Raw genomic sequence first — 15933 nt, 5'->3', positions numbered from 1 at the left:
CAGGTTTTACACCTTCAGCAAGGCAAGCGACTTTTCATCCGGCTTGCCCGCATAAAACTGGTTGATCGCCTCCTGAAAGATCGATGGAGCCGACTGCGTTGCTGCAAACAATGTCATGGAAGACCGGAACTTCATATCATCAGGGCTTCCCAGAATGGCATGGGCACTGCGTTCGGTATGCGCCAGCATGGCCTGTGTGCACTCGGTCAGGCGATGCCCAAGTATCGGGTGTTGACGATAGGCCACGGCTTCCTTAAGGGAGCGAATGGCATAACGAACCGCCATCGGCGAAAAGCCTAAGCCATCGATTTGAGGAAAGATGAACCACATCCAGTGGGAACGCTTCGCGCCAGCGCGAAGCTCCGCAGTCACAGTCTGGTACACGCCGGATTGGGCATCTACGAAACGGTTCAGGTTGAACGTATCTGTCATGACTGTCTCCCCAAACGTGCCAGCCTTTTGCTTCAAGCGGACAGAGCGCGTATGACCCCGCGCAATTCGGCCAGACCCTTCATGCGGCCTATGAGCGAGTAGCCGGGATTGATTCTGCTTTTGCCTATATCATCTGCGAGCAGATGGCCGTGATCGGGCCGCATCGGAATGCGCCAATCGTCCCGGCCCTCCGCCCGGCGGCGGTTTTGCTCTGCCAACAAGGCGCGGACAACCTCCACCATATCGGTTGAGCCGTCGAGGTGATCGGATTCGTAGAAGGAGCCGTCATCTTCCCGCTGCACATTGCGCAAGTGCGCGAAGTGAATACGCGGGCCGAATTCACGGATCATGGCAGGTAGGTCATTATCCCCTCGAGTACCGTAAGAACCGGCGCAGAAGGTGAGCCCGTTGGCCGGGCTATCAACTGTCGTGAGGATATCGCGGCAATCCTGCGCCGTAGACACAACACGCGGCAGACCATAGAGCGAAAATGGCGGATCATCAGGGTGAATGCACAGACGTGCGCCGACCTCCTGAGCGACTGGCACGATTTCGCGCAGGAAGGCGGACAGATTGGCTTTCAGGGCAGCGGCGTCAATGCCGTTATAGTCGGCAAGGGCCGCGCGAAAGCTTTCCCTGTCATAGGTGCGTTCTGTCGCTGGAAGACCCGCAATAAGATTACGCTCGATCTGGTTGATCTCGTCTTCGCTCAGCGCCCCGTAGCGAACCCTTGCTTCCTCGATCCGCTCCGGCGTGTAATCATCTTCAGCATTGTTGCGCTTCAGCGCGAACAGATCATAGACCGCAAAATCGATGGCATCGAAACGCAGCGCGTAGCCTGTGGAAGGCACTTTATGCATGAGGTCCGTGCGGGACCAATCCACCACAGGCATGAAATTATAGCAAATGGTGGTAATGCCGTTTTCCGCCAGAGCCCGAATGGTATCCTTGTAGAAACCGATGTATCGCCCCGCTTCACCTGAGCCGAGCTTGATGGAGTTGTGAACCGGAATGCTTTCCACAACCGACCATGTCAGCCCTGACTGCTCAATATTGGCTTTATAAGATGCGATGTCTGCACTTTTCCAAGCGGAGCCATCGTAGACGTGATGCAGGGCTGAAACCACGCCCGTAGCGCCGGTCTGGCGGACATGATCCAGAGTAACCGGGTCACCCGGCCCATACCAGCGAAAGCACTCTTCCATCGACGTCTCCTCACGTTGCAATGGGCCGTCTTATACATTGGTGCCGCACTGTGTAACAAGCAGAACATGCCACTTTCGTATGCGCTCAACTGGATGTAAACAGAATGAAACGGGCAGGAGCATGAAACATGGAATTTGAAGGTAAGGTTGCGCTGGTCACAGGCACAACGGGCATTGGCCGCGCGGCTGCGCTGCGGCTGGCTGCGGGCGGCGCAAAGGTTTTGTGCGCTGGAATCGACATCGCTGCTAATGGTGAGCTTGACGCGCTTGCCGCAGAGCGCGGACTGTCGCTGGTGACCCATCAGGCGGATCTGTCGCAAAGCGATGCGGTTGCAGCGACGGTGCGGGAGGTTTGCCAGCGGTTTGGCGGGCTGGATATCATTGTTAATTCAGCCGCCGTTCACCCTTACGGCACCGTCGTGGACAGTGATGCGGAGACCTTTCAGCGCGCGTTTGCCGTCAATGTCGGCTCGATTCATCTGACAGGACATTTCGGCATACCCGAAATGATCAAGCGAGGCGGCGGAGCTATCGTTAATATTTCCTCCGTCCAAGGTCATGCCTGCCAGAAGGGTGTGGCCCTGTACGTTGCTACCAAAGGGGCCATCCACGCGCTGACGCGCGCCATGGCGCTCGATCACGCAGGGGACAGAATCCGGGTCAATTCGGTCAGTCCCGGCTCGGTTCGTACACCCATTCTGGAACTGGCGGCGCGCACGTTTGATGGCGATGGTGCCGATGTCGATGCGGTGTTCAAACGGTTCGGTGCAGCCCATCCCATTGGGCGCATTGGCGAGCCAGAGGAGGTGGCGGATATGATTGCCTATCTGGCGTCCGATAAGGCCGGCTTTGTCACAGGTGCGGATTTTATTATCGATGGCGGTTTGACGGCCGGGATCGGAGTGGCGTGATGAAGGACCAGATGGATACGCTGCTGCGCCAGCTTGTGACGCTGCCCATGACCGGCCGCCACATTATCGCAATTGCGGGAGCGCCCGGCTCCGGGAAGTCCACCATTGCCGACCACCTTGCCGCAGCGCTGAACGCGCAGCATCCGGGACGGGCGGCGGTGTTGCCGATGGATGGCTATCATTTCGACGATGCGGTGCTGAAGGATCTGGGCTTGCTACCCCGCAAGGGTTCGGTCGATACCTTTGATGCCCACGGTTTTCTGCACATGCTGCAGCGGCTGAAAGCGAATGCGGACGATACCATTGCCGTACCGGTATTCGATCGCAAGCTGGAAATTGCCCGTGCCGGAGCGCGACTGATTGGCCGCGATACCAGTATTCTAATTGCCGAAGGCAACTATCTGTTGCTGTCTCGCGACCCGTGGTCCCGCATGCGGCCGTTCTTCGACGTGACCGTATCGATTGAAGTGGAAGAGCAGACTTTACGTCGTCGTCTCACAGAACGGTGGCAGGGTTTCGGACTGGCAGAGGCCGATATGCTGCGCAAGATCGAGGACAATGATCTGCCCAACGGACGGCTGGTGGCGGCGGAAAGTGTGAAAGCGGATTATCGCATCCTGACGTGAGAGAGCTTATCCCACGCGCCGGTCAAGCCGCGCCATCAGACGATCCCCGATCCACTGGATACCGCAGACCAGTGCGATCAGAACCGCAACGACAATCATCATGATGCCGGTGTCGTAGCGCTGGTAACCGTAGCGGATTGCAAGGTCGCCCAGCCCGCCGCCGCCGACCATGCCCGCCATGGCCGATGCGCCAACCATGGTCACGAGCGTTACCGTGAAACCTGCAATCAAACCCGGCAAGGCTTCCGGCACCAGCACTTCCCGAATGATCGTCCATTTGTTGCCGCCCATGGCGCGCGCGGCCTCCACCAGGCCACGGTTCACTTCGCGCAACGAGACCTCGGCAATGCGCGCGTAATACGGTGTGGCGGCGATGGACAGCGGGACGATGGCGGCCCATGTGCCGATAGAGGTGCCGACGATGAAGCGTGTCACCGGGATCAGCGCCACCAGGAGAATGATAAACGGAACGGAGCGGAAGGCATTGACGATGCCGCCGAGAACGCGGTTGACGGCCAGATTTTCCGCAATGCCGCCTCTATCGGTCGCCACCAGCGTCAGTCCCAGCGGCAGGCCGACCACCAGCGAGATGAGCCCGGATGCAAACGTCATCAACAGCGTTTCCCACAGCGAACGCAGCAGCAGATCAAACATCATTTGCGACATGGCCAAGCACCTCCACCCGCGCAGAGCGGGTTCTCAAGAATTCAAGTACGGCAACCCGCGACGCGTCATCACCATTCAGCCCAATGAAGAAGCTAGCGACCGGCTGGTCCTGAACATGGTCGATGCCGCCATGAATCAAACGGAAAGAGTGCGGGACAGCGGCTGCCAGATCGGCAAACAAGGGCTGCTGCGCTGGCGGTCCGGCCATATCGATCCGCAGGACCATTTCACCCTTCGGTTCGGGGCGTAGTTTGGCGGTGATATGATCGGGGAGTTGCGGTCTGGTGCTCGCCAGCAAGCTCTGCGCGATGGCTGTTTGCGGATTGGCGAATACCGACCAAACCGGGCCTTCCTCAACGATCTTTCCGGCATCCAGCACCGCGACCCGGTCACCAATGGTGCGAATGACTTCCATCTCGTGGGTTATCATCAGGATGGTCAGGCCCAACTGGCGATTGATATCTTTGAGCAGGGTCAGAATAGACCGCGTGGTTTCAGGATCGAGCGCCGACGTGGCTTCGTCCGATAGCAGCAGAGCGGGACGCGCGGCCAATGCGCGTGCAATACCCACACGTTGCTTTTGTCCCCCTGAGAGGGAGGCGGGGTAAGCCTTCGCTTTATCCGCCAAACCGACCAGATCCAGCAAATCATGCGCGCGCTTGCGCCGCTCTGCTTTGCCCAGCCCCTCGATCTTCAGCGGCAATGCGACATTGTCCTCCACGGTCTTGGCCGAGAGGAGATTAAAGTGCTGGAAGATCATCCCAATTCGGCGGCGCAGCGGCTGCAACTGCCGTTCAGACAGGCCTGTAATATCACGACCTTCTATCATGATTTTTCCCGAATCCGGGCGTTCCAGACCATTCAAGCAGCGGATCAGCGTGGATTTTCCCGCGCCCGACCGCCCGATGATACCCAGCACTTCTCCCTTGCGGACATTGAGCGAAATACCATCCAGCGCGGGCGTTGGGCCAAAATGGCGTTTCAGATCGACCAGACGGACGACATCAGCCGTCTCATCGGCTGTTTCACCCAGCGTGTTCACAAATTTCGGTCCTTGTCGCAGCCACTAAATGAGGGCTTTATGATTATTTACGCCATCAAAAACAAGGGCAGGGCGGAAGATTCCGTCCTGCCCTCAATGTTGATGCGATGGCTGATCAATAGGCCTGCGTGCCGGAACCCTTATACACGCGGTCGAACTCTGCCTTGACGGTGTCGTTCTGGTAAGCCGCGACAAGCTTCTTAACCCATTCTGCGTCCTTGTCGCCTTCCCGAACAGCGATAAAGTTGCGGTACGGGTTGTTCTCGGTCGGCTCGACAGCAATGCGCTGTTCCAGCGTCAGGCCGCTTTGCAGTGCCCAGTTCGTGTTGACCACGGCGGCATCAAGATCGGTGATGGCGCGGCCTACGATACCGGCGTCCAGCTCCTTGATCTCAACTTTTTTCGGATTCTCCGCAATATCGGCGATCGTGCTGAGGATATTTGTGGAATCCTTCAGTTTGATCAAACCCTGTTGTTCCAGAACAAGCAGCGCACGACCTTCGTTGGACGGATCATTCGGGACGCCAATGACTGCGCCTTCCGGCAGGTCGGCGATGGACTTGTGCTTGGCAGAATAGACGCCGATAGGCCAAAGAGCTGTATAGCCGGCCACAACGATCTTGTAGCCGCGTGCCTCGATCTGGTTATCGAGATAGGGCTTATGTTGGAATGCGTTGGCGTCGACTTCGCCGCGCTCCAATGCTTCATTCGGCAGGGTGTAATCGTTGAAGACGACGGGTTCGATTTTCAGGCCTTCTTTCGCCGCCTGTGCGGTCACGACCTTCCAGACATCCTCGTCTTCGCCGCTCATGATACCGACCTTGATGGTCTTGTCCTGCGCGCTTACAGGCTGGGACGCCGTGAAGCCAACAACGGCAAACGCCGAGGCCAGCACCGCCAGCATCAAACGTCGAGTCAACGGAGCAGACGATTGGACAGTTTTCAGATCGATCATGATGTTTCCTTTGTTATCAATGCTTACGCTGCGACGTAGACCGGCTGGAGCGTGGTGTCATCATCTGTAAAGCGCCTGCTGTTCTCAAAGCACTGATTTTTTTCAATTGGGAGCGTCTGGAAATAGTCTTTCAAAAAAGCATAATTTATGGGCAGATTGAACCGAAACGCTTCCTGGTGCTTTAAAAGTGATGGCTTCGCGTCCCGCATTGAAACTGAAAGTTGACCCGCTACTGGAATGCCGCTAGGTTCAACTATCGACAGTTGATTGACTGAACTTTGTTTTAGCGCAGCCAGCGCATGCGACTTTCTCTTCAAACTTCGAGCACCTCACTCGCCCTACGGGGCCTCAAAGATCTATTGATGAGAAAGGGTTCGTGATGGCATTTGACGCCACCGGTCCAAAACCAAGCAAAGCCAGAGAACAAGCAGAACAAACGTTTCTGAAAACCCAGTCCCAATTTCTAGCCCGCACACCAGCTGTCATCAGCGAGAAAGATGCCGAACAGGCAGCGCGTGACGCAAAGACACTAAGGCTGCGCCAGCTTCGTCTGGAAAAAGAAGCAAATGACGAAAAATAGCACCCACGGCTAATCTCCGGTTTTTGCTTGTTCCATGTTAGAGTGTTGACTGCGGCCTGTTGAAAAGAATCAGGCTCTATCCAAAAGGATCGTCATATGGCCATTAAATTCAGAACAAATCCGACACCCGCTGCCGCTCCAGCAAAAACGGAAAAAAAGACAGTTGTTAAAGAGATTGTTACCGAGACGGAGAACACGGTCGATGCAACGGATGCCGATCTGTTTGAGCCAGCGGCACCCGCATCTGCCACGCGCAAACGCAAGACGAAGTAATTTCGTTTGCTTATGGACACGTCGGGCACAAGCCTCGCGTTTGATTGCCAGTCCTGCGGTGCGTGTTGTTCGTATTCGTCGGACTGGCCGCGATTTACGCTGGAAAGCGACGCGCAACTGGACCGAATTCCCGCTCCGCTGGTTTCGGCAGATGAAGGTGGCATGCGTTGCGATGGTGTGCGTTGCATGGCCCTTGTCGGCGAAATTGGCAAGACGACTGCCTGTGGTATCTATGATGTAAGGCCCGACGTTTGCCGGGCCTGTATGCCCGGTGGCGACGACTGTCGCATGGCGCGTGAAGCCCATGGGATGTCGGTGCACGATCTGCCTGAACCATCCCATTATTTTTGGTAGTGCGCCGCTCTTGCGTGTTGTGGCTTGGATCGGGCAAAGGTGCCTCTTGATCCTACGGAGGCCACCATGGCAAAATCAATTCACACTATGATCCGCGTTCTGGATGAGAGCCGGTCAATTGCATTCTATCAACAAGCTTTCGGTCTGAGCGTTGTCGAACGTATGGAGTTCGACGCCTTCACATTGATCTACATGGCAAATGCTGAAAGCGAGTTTGAAGTCGAGTTGACGGTCAACAAAGACCGTACCGATCCTTACGTGATGGGAGATGGCTATGGGCACCTGGCGGTATCCGTTGATGATCTCGATCAAGCACATCGGGAATTAACTGAAAGCGGACTTCAGCCCGGACCCGTGCGCACGCTTCAGTGCGGCAGAGAAAAATTTGCTCGCTTCTTTTTTGTTACCGATCCTGACGGCTACAAAATTGAAGTATTGAATCGTGGCGGACGCTTCAAATAAATGCCACTATCTGGTCACAATACTGCAACCTTTGGTTTATTTAGGCTGAATGGGGCTTGAACGAACAATGTGCGTAAACGAATGTCATAAAAGGAGCTTTTATCCTCCTATCGACAACCTTGTCATCATGCTGAACGCGTTCGTTGCAAGTCTGAAAAAAATTCAAATAGGCATTGATTTTACAAACTTTGTTACTAAAAGCTTGGAAAACAGGCATTCCTGCGAGGACGCAACAGGAATACAAGCGAATTTTCCTATAATTTTATCGATGTCAAATCGTTAATATCATGAAGAATATCGCAGCCGAACCGCCTGATTTTCCTCGTTTCCCACAGTTAATAAAGCACAAAGATATATCTAAATTAGGTATAACTTACATCCATTGCGTGTATGTGTTGCTCATTTACCATAGCGCGGTTTGCGAATCCCTGATAGATCAGGTCTTACAAATTCAGGAGACGTAAACATGAAAATACTTGGCCTTATTACTGCAGCACTGATCTCGACAACGGCTGTTGCTCAGGCTGCCGACGTTGTTATGGACGTTCCAGCAGCACCAGTTGTTGAAACTGTTGCATTCTACGACTGGACAGGCTTCTACGTTGGTGCCCAGGGCGGTTACGGTTGGGTAAACGCTGACACCAACACAGAGTTCGGTAACACCGATTTGGACGGCGGCTTCCTCGGCGGTCACGTTGGCTACAACGCAATGCTGGCTCCAAACTTCGTTCTGGGTGTCGAAGGCGACATGCAGAAGGATTGGGGTGATGATACACGTTCGAACGGTCTGGGCCAGGGCATCGCTCTTGATGCACAGTGGAGCGCATCCGTTCGCGCCCGTTTGGGTTACACGATGGACCGCACGATGGTTTACGCCACCGGTGGTTATGCCACAACACGTATCGAAGCACGTGGCTTTAACAACGTAACTGGCGACGAAGTAAAGAACAAAGAAACATTCCACGGCTACACAGTTGGTGCCGGTGTTGAGCACGCCTTCACAGAAAACGTTCTGGCTCGCGTTGAATACCGCTACTCCGACTACGGTGACAAGAACTTCGGCGTTGACGGCGTTAACGTTGATGTTGACAAGCACACTGTTGGCGTTGGTCTGACATACAAGTTCTAATTCTGCCATGCAGATTTACAGGAAGGCGGCCTTTGGGTCGCCTTTTTGCGTTTGGTCCAAAGTTGCGTAAATGCAACATTAGAAATCTAGCGCACTTTGATGGCGTTGTTTTAGCTAGCCCTTGCAAAGCAAACATGCGAAGTCTCTAACACAAAAGGAGATTCGTTATGAAAATTTTGACACTGGCTGCTTCAACACTTCTGCTGTCGTCTACATTTGCATTCGCGGCGGACGTTGTTTATGAGGCCCCTGTTGCACCGGTCGAAGAAGTTGCCGAGTTTTACGATTGGACAGGCGCTTATGTCGGCGCAACTGCCGGTTACGCCTGGAACAAATTTGAGACGCGTACACCTGAAATTTCTGATAAGGAAAAGCTCAACGGAGCTTTCGCGGGCGGCTACGCCGGTTACAACTTTTTGCAGAGCGGCCCTTGGGTTGCGGGTGTAGAAGGTGATTTTGTAAAGGACTGGGCTGATGAAACCTATTCAGCTTTAGGCGAAACCAGCAAATCAGAACTAAAATGGTCGGCATCTGTGCGCGCCCGTGCAGGATACGCATTTGATCGCTCGCTCGTTTACGGTACAGCCGGTTGGGCGATGACAAAGTTTGAGGACTCCACGACCACTGCTTTTTCTACCGAGCGCCATAAAGAAACCTTGAACGGTTGGACGGTTGGTGCAGGTTTTGAGCAAGCCTTTACAGACAATGTTATCGGTCGCGTGGAATATCGTTACACTGATTTCAGTGATAAGATGATCGATGGCGCGGAAATTGACGCAGACAAGCACACAGTGGGTGCAGGCGTCAGCTGGAAGTTCTGATTTCCGTATATCATTAGTTTAAGTCGGCTTGGAGAGACCCCGCTAAAATTAGCGGGGTTTTTGCGTGTTATGTAGACAATGTTCTTTTCGGCGTGTGGTGCTTAAATCCAAAGTTTGCTATTGCATCGCCCTAAAATCCTGTTTGTCATTAACGCCACTTTTGAAGCTTCCAACAAACAATTTGAGTTCCTCGTTTTCGACTCCATATAAGGGCTCAAATGAAACGAGGGGATGACGGATGTTTTCGTTCGACAACAGTTACGCAAGACTCCCGGACACCTTTTTCAGCCGGATGGACGTCTCTGGTCCTAACAGTCCAACCCTTATTAAATTCAATGAAACTCTGGCATTAGAACTCGGGTTGAACGTTGGGAACTCGACGGATCAGGATCTTGCTGCCTTATTTTCAGGCAGCGTAAAGCCCGAGGGTGCAGACCCGCTTGCTATGGCCTATGCGGGCCATCAATTTGGAAATTTCGTGCCACAGCTTGGCGACGGTCGGGCGGTGCTTCTGGGTGAAGTTATTGATCGGTCAGATCAACGCCGGGATATTCAGTTAAAGGGGGCAGGGGAGACGTTTTATTCCCGGGGTGGGGATGGGCGTGCGGCACTTGGCCCAGTTCTTCGCGAATATTGCGTTAGCGAGGCAATGTACGCGTTGGGAATCCCTTCAACTCGCGCGCTTGCGGCTGTGTTAACCGGCGAACCGGTTTACCGTGAGCAGACTTTGCCCGGTGCTGTGGTCACACGTGTTGCCAGCAGCCATATCCGCGTTGGTACGTTTCAGTTCTTCGCTGCCCGACAGGATGCGGATGCGCTGAGGCAGCTATCGGACTACGTTATTCAGCGGCATTATCCGGAGGTGGCGGATACGCCCCAACCCTATCTCAATTTGCTCAAGGCGATTATCGACCGTCAGGCCTATCTCGTCGCGCGTTGGATGCAGGTCGGGTTCATTCATGGTGTCATGAATACGGACAATATGTCGGTGGCTGGCGAAACGATAGATTTTGGACCCTGCGCATTTATGGATCAGTATGATCCGACGACGGTTTACAGCGCAATTGACAGTGGCGGACGCTATGCCTACCAAAATCAGCCGGGTATTGCGCAGTGGAATTTGGCACGATTGGCAGAGGCCCTGTTGCCCATCTTGGCTGACGATATCGATGAAGCAGTGGCGCTGGCAAATCCTGTGGTCGTCGGGTTTGCTCCAGCCTATCAAGCGTATTGGCTGGACGGCTTTCGTCAAAAACTCGGCCTGATGACTGAAAGAGATGATGACCGCAGCCTGATTGAACAGGGCTTGCAGGCGATGTTTGATGATCAAGCTGATTTCACTTTGAGTTTCCGTGCTCTGTCGGCAGGATCATCGGCATTTGCAGCCTTTACATCGGAGCGACCTGCTTTGACGGAATGGGCCGCACTGTATCAGGCACGCCTTGCGTTGGAACCTGAGATTGATTTGGTCCGACGGGAAAAAATGGAGAGCGTCAATCCAGTCTATATCCCGCGCAACCATCGCATCGAGCAGGCGATACAGGCAGCGCTGGGCGGTGATCTGTCGCTGTTTCACAAACTGGTCGACGTGCTGGCGCACCCTTATGAAGCCCAGACGGAATACGCCGACTATCAAGCACCACCTCGAACGGATGAACGTGTGTTGCAGACCTTTTGTGGTACCTGACAACGATACAGTTGAAGCGCGAGAGCAACCGTTTTATCACCCCATAAATTTTGAGAGGCTCTTGTATTTTGTCATACTATATGATCACATCTTCCCACGGTGGCTGAGGAGCTTGTAACCGTGAAATGGCCTTGGTTCTGCCCAAGGGCATCGTTCAAGGGAGGAAACATCATGAATGTATTGAAGCATATATTGCTGGGTAGCGTAGTCATCTGCGGCTTTGCCAGCGCAACGCTGGCACAGGATAAAATGACAGTCGGCTTCTCTCAGGTCGGCTCGGAATCCGGCTGGCGCGCAGCTGAAACCGCCGTAACACGCCAAGAGGCGGAAAAGCGTGGCGTTGATCTCAAGTTTGCGGATGCGCAGCAGAAGCAGGAAAACCAGATCAAGGCCATCCGTGGGTTCATTGCGCAGGGCGTAGACGCCATTCTGCTGGCGCCTGTGGTGGCCACCGGCTGGAACGACGTGCTGGCAGAAGCCAAGGACGCGGAAATTCCGGTCGTTCTGCTGGATCGCGGCATTGATGCGCCTGAGGATTTGTATCTCGCAGCAGTTGCCTCTGATCAGGTGAAAGAAGGCGCGGTTGCTGGCAAGTGGCTGGTGGACAATGTCGGAAGCAAGGCCTGCAATGTCGTGGAGCTTGAGGGAACGGTTGGGTCCAGCCCAGCCATTAACCGCAAAAAGGGCTTTGACGATACGGTCGGCGCAACATCCAATATCAAGGTTATTGCCAGCCAGACAGGCGACTTTACCCGCTCCAAGGGCAAGGAAGTCATGGAAAGCTTCATCAAAGCGCACAATGGCGGCAAGGATATCTGTGCGCTTTACGCCCATAATGATGACATGGCGGTCGGCGCTATTCAGGCCATCAAGGATGCTGGGCTGAAACCCGGAACCGATATTCTGGTGGTATCGATTGATGGTGTGCCGGATATTTTCCAGGCCATTGCCAATGGGGAAGCCAACGCGACCGTCGAGTTGACACCCAACATGGCCGGGCCTGCCTTCGATGCGCTGGAAGCTTACAAAAAGGACAAGACAGTTGCGCAGAAGTCCATCGTGACGGAATCCAAGCTGTTTACCGCGTCGGATGATCCAAAGGGCCAATACGAAGCCCGCAAGGGACTGGGCTACTAATACAGACGTGTTGACGGCGGCCTGCCTGTATCGGCAGGCCGTTTCGCTTTTTGTCTTTGGTTTCGCATGCTGGACCATTGGAAGGCATGCTTCATGCAAGAGCAGATTATGCCCACAGCCTCGCCGGTTTTAACCGCTGACTCGATAACGAAATCATTTCTGACGACACGCGTTCTGGATCGGGTCGGTTTAACCTTGATGCCGGGCGAAGTGCATGCGCTGCTGGGCGAAAATGGTGCGGGCAAATCCACGCTCATAAAGATCCTGACCGGAGCGTATACCCATGACAGCGGCACCATCCGCATCGACGGCGTGGACGTGACCCCGCGCGACACGGCTCATGCGCAGGAACTGGGTATCGGCACGGTGTATCAGGAGGTCAATCTCTTGCCGAACCTGACGGTGGCCGAAAACCTGTTTATCGGACGCCAGCCAACCCGGTTTGGCCTGGTCGATCGGCGCCGGATGGAGCGCGATGCGCGGCGCATTCTTGAACCGTATGGATTGGAAAAGCTGGATGTATCTGCCGATCTCGGGAGCTACTCGGTGGCGGTACAGCAGATCGTTGCCATTGCCCGGGCTGTTGATCTCTCTGGAAAAGTGCTGATTTTGGATGAGCCAACGGCCAGCCTTGATGCGCGAGAGGTGGACGTGCTGTTCACCGTTGTTCGGCGATTGCGGGCCAAGGGGCTTGCCATCGTCTTCATCACCCATTTTATGGATCAGGTTTTTGCGCTGGCAGACCGGGTGACGGTGCTGCGCAACGGAAAACTGGTGGGCAGCAAACCGATTGGTGATCTGACGCGCATGGAGTTGGTGACCATGATGCTGGGCCACGCGCTGGAGCATGAAAGTGCCATGCGCATCGTCAAGGATCGCCCGCGCGGTGAGCGGCTGGCAACGTTTCAAGGTTATGGACTGGCCGGTAAGATTGCGCCGTTCGATCTCAATGTTCACAGTGGCGAAGTGGTCGGTGTCGCCGGACTACTGGGTTCGGGACGCACGGAAATGGCGCGTTTGCTGTTTGGCATCGACAGCCCGGACAGCGGCTCCGCGACAGTCGATGGTCGTTCCGTGCATCTGCGCCAGGCACGCGATGCGATAGCGCTCGGTTTTGGCTTCTGTCCTGAGGACCGTAAAACCGATGGAATCCTCGGGGATTTGACGGTGCGCGAAAACATTATGCTGGCACTGCAGGCACGTCGAGGATGGGCAAAGCCCCTGTCGTTCAAAGAACAGGCTGACTTGGCTGACAAGTTCGTCAAAGCGCTGGATATCCGCACCGCGAGCGTGGAGCAGCCCATAAAACTGCTATCCGGCGGCAACCAGCAGAAGGTGATTCTGGCGCGCTGGCTGGCGACAGAACCGCGCTTTCTCATTCTGGATGAGCCGACCCGTGGTATCGACGTGGGTGCCCATGCTGAAATCATTCGTATGATCAATCGCCTCTGCGATGAGGGGCTGTCGCTGTTTGTCATCTCGTCGGAACTGGAAGAAATCGTTGCGTATAGTTCCCGTGTGCTGGTGTTGCGGGACAGGCAGGTGGTGCGCGAGCTGACCCAAGAGGACGTGTCGACCGCATCAATCATGAAGGCGATTGCCGCCGAACCCGGTGAGGTTGCCGCATGAAGTGGATCAAACCTCAATATATTGCGTTTCTCATCGTGCTTCTGCTGAACTTTGCGCTGTTTCGCGGCTTCTTCACGATCTCGATTCAGGATGGCCGGCTTTTTGGCAGCCTCATTGACGTGTTCAATCGCGGCGCACCGGTGGCCATTCTGGCGGTGGGCATGACGGCGGTGATTGCGACCAAAGGCGTTGATCTTTCGGTCGGCGCGGTTATGGCGGTTGCGGGCGCGGTGGCCGCCAGCTTGATCCAGAGCGGGCAGCCGCTCGGCATCGTTATTCTGGCGGCGTTGGGTATTGGCTTGCTGTGCGGGCTCTGGAACGGGTTTCTTGTGGCGGTCCTTGATCTCCAGCCCATCATCGCCACGCTGATTTTAATGGTCGCGGGACGAGGCATCGCGCAGTTGATGACAGAGGGCAGGATCGTTACTTTCAACGACCCCGGACTGATTTATATTGGCTCTGGAGCGCTGCTGACCATTCCCATGCCGGTCGTCATTGCCGGTGTGCTGATGGTGGTCGCAACGCTGATCATGAGACGGACGGCGCTTGGTCTATTCATTGAATCCATCGGCGTGAACCGGTCCGCGTCCACCTATGCCGGGCTGCGGTCGAAAACCTTGTTAATCGGCGTCTATGCGTTTTGCGGGCTGTGTGCATCGATTGCAGGACTAATCGCAGCGGCTGATATTCGTGGCGCAGATGCCAATAATGCGGGGCTTTGGCTGGAACTCGATGCCATTTTGGCAGTGGTGATCGGCGGCACGTCGCTGCTCGGCGGGCGATTTTCCATTCCGCTTTCGGTTCTGGGGGCTCTGATCATTCAGGGAATGAATACGGGCATTCTGCTGTCCGGTTTCCCGTCGGAGTTCAACCTGATTGTTAAAGCTTTCGTGGTGATTGTTATCCTGATGGTTCAATCACCGATAGTTGGCAATATCCTCACCTTCATGCGACCGACGCCCGCGCCTACGGCAGTTCCGGCACCCGGGGAGAAAACATCATGAGCCCGCGCTTGTGGCCTCTGGCTGCGACCCTGTCCATCTTCCTTATCGCTTACGCTGTTTGCGTCTGGCAGTTTCCCAATATGTGGTCCACGCGGGTGCTGGGAAACTTTCTGACAGACAACGCATTTCTAGGCATTGTGGCCGTTGGTATGACGTTTGTCATCCTGTCGGGCGGCATTGATCTGTCAGTCGGCTCCGTCATCGCTTTCACAGGCGTTTTGCTGGCAATTCTAATTACCCGATACAATGTGCATCCGTTGATCGCCTTCACGCTGGCCCTGGCGCTGGCCGCTGCTTTTGGCGCGCTGATGGGAGCCATGATTCATTATATGAATGTGCCGTCATTTATCGTCACATTGGCAGGCATGTTTCTGGCACGCGGGGCAGCCTCGGTGCTGACACGGGACTCGATACCCATCAACCACGAGTTCTACAGCACGGTAACCAGTCTATCCTACCGCTTGCCCGGGGGAGGCCGGTTAAGCGTGATTGGTCTGATCATGGTAGCGGTTTTTGTTGTGGGCACCATACTGGCGCACCGCACACGGTTTGGGTCCTATGTTTTTGCGCTCGGGGGCAATGCGACCTCAGCCAATCTGTTGGGTGTACCGGCTGCCCGCACGACGATATTGATCTACGCTCTGTCCAGTTTTCTGGCGGGATTATCCGGCATCGTCTTTTCGCTCTATACGTCTGCGGGGTATCCGCTGGCCGCAGTGGGGGTTGAACTGGATACCATCGCAGCGGTGGTAATCGGCGGAACGCTGCTTTCAGGCGGCTCCGGATTTATCATCGGGACATTCGTGGGCGTTATGATTCAGGGGTTGATCCAAACCTACATCGTGTTTGATGGCACACTCTCAAGCTGGTGGACGAAAATTGTCATCGGCGGCCTGCTTTTTGTGTTCATTGTGCTGCAAAGGTTGCTGGTTTACGCCTCCAAAAGGCGGTGGCGAAAAACGCCAGCCATTCAAATTGGCAACATGCCCGAGGTGGCGTGAGACAGCGCACTGTTCTATA

19 protein-coding genes are annotated in these 15933 nt (G+C 55.0%); 13 read left to right on the top strand and 6 right to left on the bottom strand.

The genetic code is table 11. The features are described from left to right. Nucleotides 1-6 precede the first annotated feature (6 nt). Together IFT84_RS06410 and uxuA are read right to left on the bottom strand one after the other, a co-directional pair. Entirely contained in the window at nt 7-432 is a 426-nt protein-coding gene (locus IFT84_RS06410; protein ID WP_192117836.1) for a DUF1810 domain-containing protein, read from the bottom strand. Between the two features lie 32 nt (nt 433-464). Further along, on the bottom strand, nt 465-1637 hold the full coding sequence (gene uxuA, locus IFT84_RS06405) for a mannonate dehydratase (RefSeq protein ID WP_192117835.1): 1173 nt from the start codon (nt 1635-1637) through the stop codon (nt 465-467). 128 nt (nt 1638-1765) lie between these two features. On the opposite strand from uxuA, the gene IFT84_RS06400 reads away from it, so the two are divergent. Together IFT84_RS06400 and IFT84_RS06395 are read left to right on the top strand one after the other, a co-directional pair. Continuing rightward, nucleotides 1766-2548 (top strand): SDR family NAD(P)-dependent oxidoreductase, encoded by a 783-nt coding sequence (locus IFT84_RS06400; RefSeq protein WP_192117834.1) that lies wholly within the window; start codon nt 1766-1768, stop codon nt 2546-2548. After that, nucleotides 2548-3174, top strand: a complete 627-nt coding sequence (locus tag IFT84_RS06395; RefSeq protein WP_244651120.1) for a nucleoside/nucleotide kinase family protein — start codon at nt 2548-2550, stop codon at nt 3172-3174. The genes IFT84_RS06400 and IFT84_RS06395 overlap by 1 nt, the downstream gene beginning before the upstream one ends. 6 nt (nt 3175-3180) lie before the next feature. On the opposite strand, the gene IFT84_RS06390 is transcribed toward IFT84_RS06395, so the two are convergent. The 4 genes from IFT84_RS06390 to IFT84_RS06375 all read right to left on the bottom strand — a co-directional run bounded on the left by IFT84_RS06390 (nt 3181) and on the right by IFT84_RS06375 (nt 6154). After that, entirely contained in the window at nt 3181-3840 is a 660-nt protein-coding gene (locus IFT84_RS06390) for a methionine ABC transporter permease (RefSeq protein ID WP_192117833.1), read from the bottom strand. After that, on the bottom strand, nt 3821-4882 hold the full coding sequence (locus tag IFT84_RS06385) for a methionine ABC transporter ATP-binding protein (protein WP_342212839.1): 1062 nt from the start codon (nt 4880-4882) through the stop codon (nt 3821-3823). The genes IFT84_RS06390 and IFT84_RS06385 overlap by 20 nt, the downstream gene beginning before the upstream one ends. 115 nt (nt 4883-4997) lie before the next feature. After that, the gene (locus tag IFT84_RS06380) at nt 4998-5837 is read right to left on the bottom strand and encodes a MetQ/NlpA family ABC transporter substrate-binding protein (RefSeq protein WP_192117832.1); all 840 of its coding nucleotides are present in this window, start codon (nt 5835-5837) and stop codon (nt 4998-5000) included. 23 nt (nt 5838-5860) lie between these two features. Next, nucleotides 5861-6154: a hypothetical protein gene (locus IFT84_RS06375; protein WP_192117831.1), complete on the bottom strand. Its 294-nt coding sequence runs from the start codon at nt 6152-6154 to the stop codon at nt 5861-5863. A gap of 62 nt (nt 6155-6216) precedes the next feature. Between IFT84_RS06375 and IFT84_RS06370 the strand changes: the two genes are divergently transcribed. The 11 genes from IFT84_RS06370 (at nt 6217) to yjfF (ending at nt 15914) form a co-directional block, all read left to right on the top strand. Beyond that, nucleotides 6217-6417, top strand: a complete 201-nt coding sequence (locus tag IFT84_RS06370; RefSeq protein WP_192117830.1) for a hypothetical protein — start codon at nt 6217-6219, stop codon at nt 6415-6417. Nucleotides 6418-6513: 96 nt separating this feature from the next. Further along, entirely contained in the window at nt 6514-6690 is a 177-nt protein-coding gene (locus tag IFT84_RS06365) for a hypothetical protein (protein ID WP_192117829.1), read from the top strand. Nucleotides 6691-6702: 12 nt separating this feature from the next. Further along, entirely contained in the window at nt 6703-7044 is a 342-nt protein-coding gene (locus tag IFT84_RS06360; RefSeq protein WP_192118313.1) for a YkgJ family cysteine cluster protein, read from the top strand. A gap of 66 nt (nt 7045-7110) precedes the next feature. Further along, entirely contained in the window at nt 7111-7506 is a 396-nt protein-coding gene (locus IFT84_RS06355; RefSeq protein ID WP_192117828.1) for a VOC family protein, read from the top strand. 466 nt (nt 7507-7972) lie between these two features. Then, nucleotides 7973-8635 carry an outer membrane protein gene (locus tag IFT84_RS06350; protein WP_192117827.1) on the top strand — a complete coding sequence of 221 codons (663 nt, stop codon included), beginning with the start codon at nt 7973-7975 and terminating at the stop codon, nt 8633-8635. 167 nt (nt 8636-8802) lie between these two features. After that, nucleotides 8803-9456: an outer membrane protein gene (locus IFT84_RS06345; RefSeq protein WP_192117826.1), complete on the top strand. Its 654-nt coding sequence runs from the start codon at nt 8803-8805 to the stop codon at nt 9454-9456. 238 nt (nt 9457-9694) lie between these two features. Next, on the top strand, nt 9695-11143 hold the full coding sequence (locus IFT84_RS06340) for a protein adenylyltransferase SelO (protein WP_192117825.1): 1449 nt from the start codon (nt 9695-9697) through the stop codon (nt 11141-11143). A 171-nt stretch (nt 11144-11314) separates the two neighbouring features. Continuing rightward, a complete protein-coding gene (gene ytfQ, locus IFT84_RS06335; RefSeq protein WP_192117824.1) occupies nt 11315-12280 on the top strand; it encodes a galactofuranose ABC transporter, galactofuranose-binding protein YtfQ in 966 nt (321 codons plus the stop codon). A 93-nt stretch (nt 12281-12373) separates the two neighbouring features. Further along, a complete protein-coding gene (locus IFT84_RS06330; RefSeq protein ID WP_244651119.1) occupies nt 12374-13909 on the top strand; it encodes a sugar ABC transporter ATP-binding protein in 1536 nt (511 codons plus the stop codon). Next, a complete protein-coding gene (locus tag IFT84_RS06325) occupies nt 13906-14913 on the top strand; it encodes an ABC transporter permease (protein WP_192117823.1) in 1008 nt (335 codons plus the stop codon). The genes IFT84_RS06330 and IFT84_RS06325 overlap by 4 nt, the downstream gene beginning before the upstream one ends. Next, entirely contained in the window at nt 14910-15914 is a 1005-nt protein-coding gene (gene yjfF, locus IFT84_RS06320; RefSeq protein ID WP_192117822.1) for a galactofuranose ABC transporter, permease protein YjfF, read from the top strand. Before IFT84_RS06325 ends, yjfF begins: the two co-directional genes overlap by 4 nt. The last annotated feature ends 19 nt before the right edge of the window (nt 15915-15933 follow it).

Origin of the sequence: Rhizobium sp. CFBP 8762, assembly GCF_014841565.1 — a bacterium.
Taxonomy (GTDB): domain Bacteria; phylum Pseudomonadota; class Alphaproteobacteria; order Rhizobiales; family Rhizobiaceae; genus CFBP-8762.
This window is presented reverse-complemented; position numbering and strand designations above follow the sequence as displayed.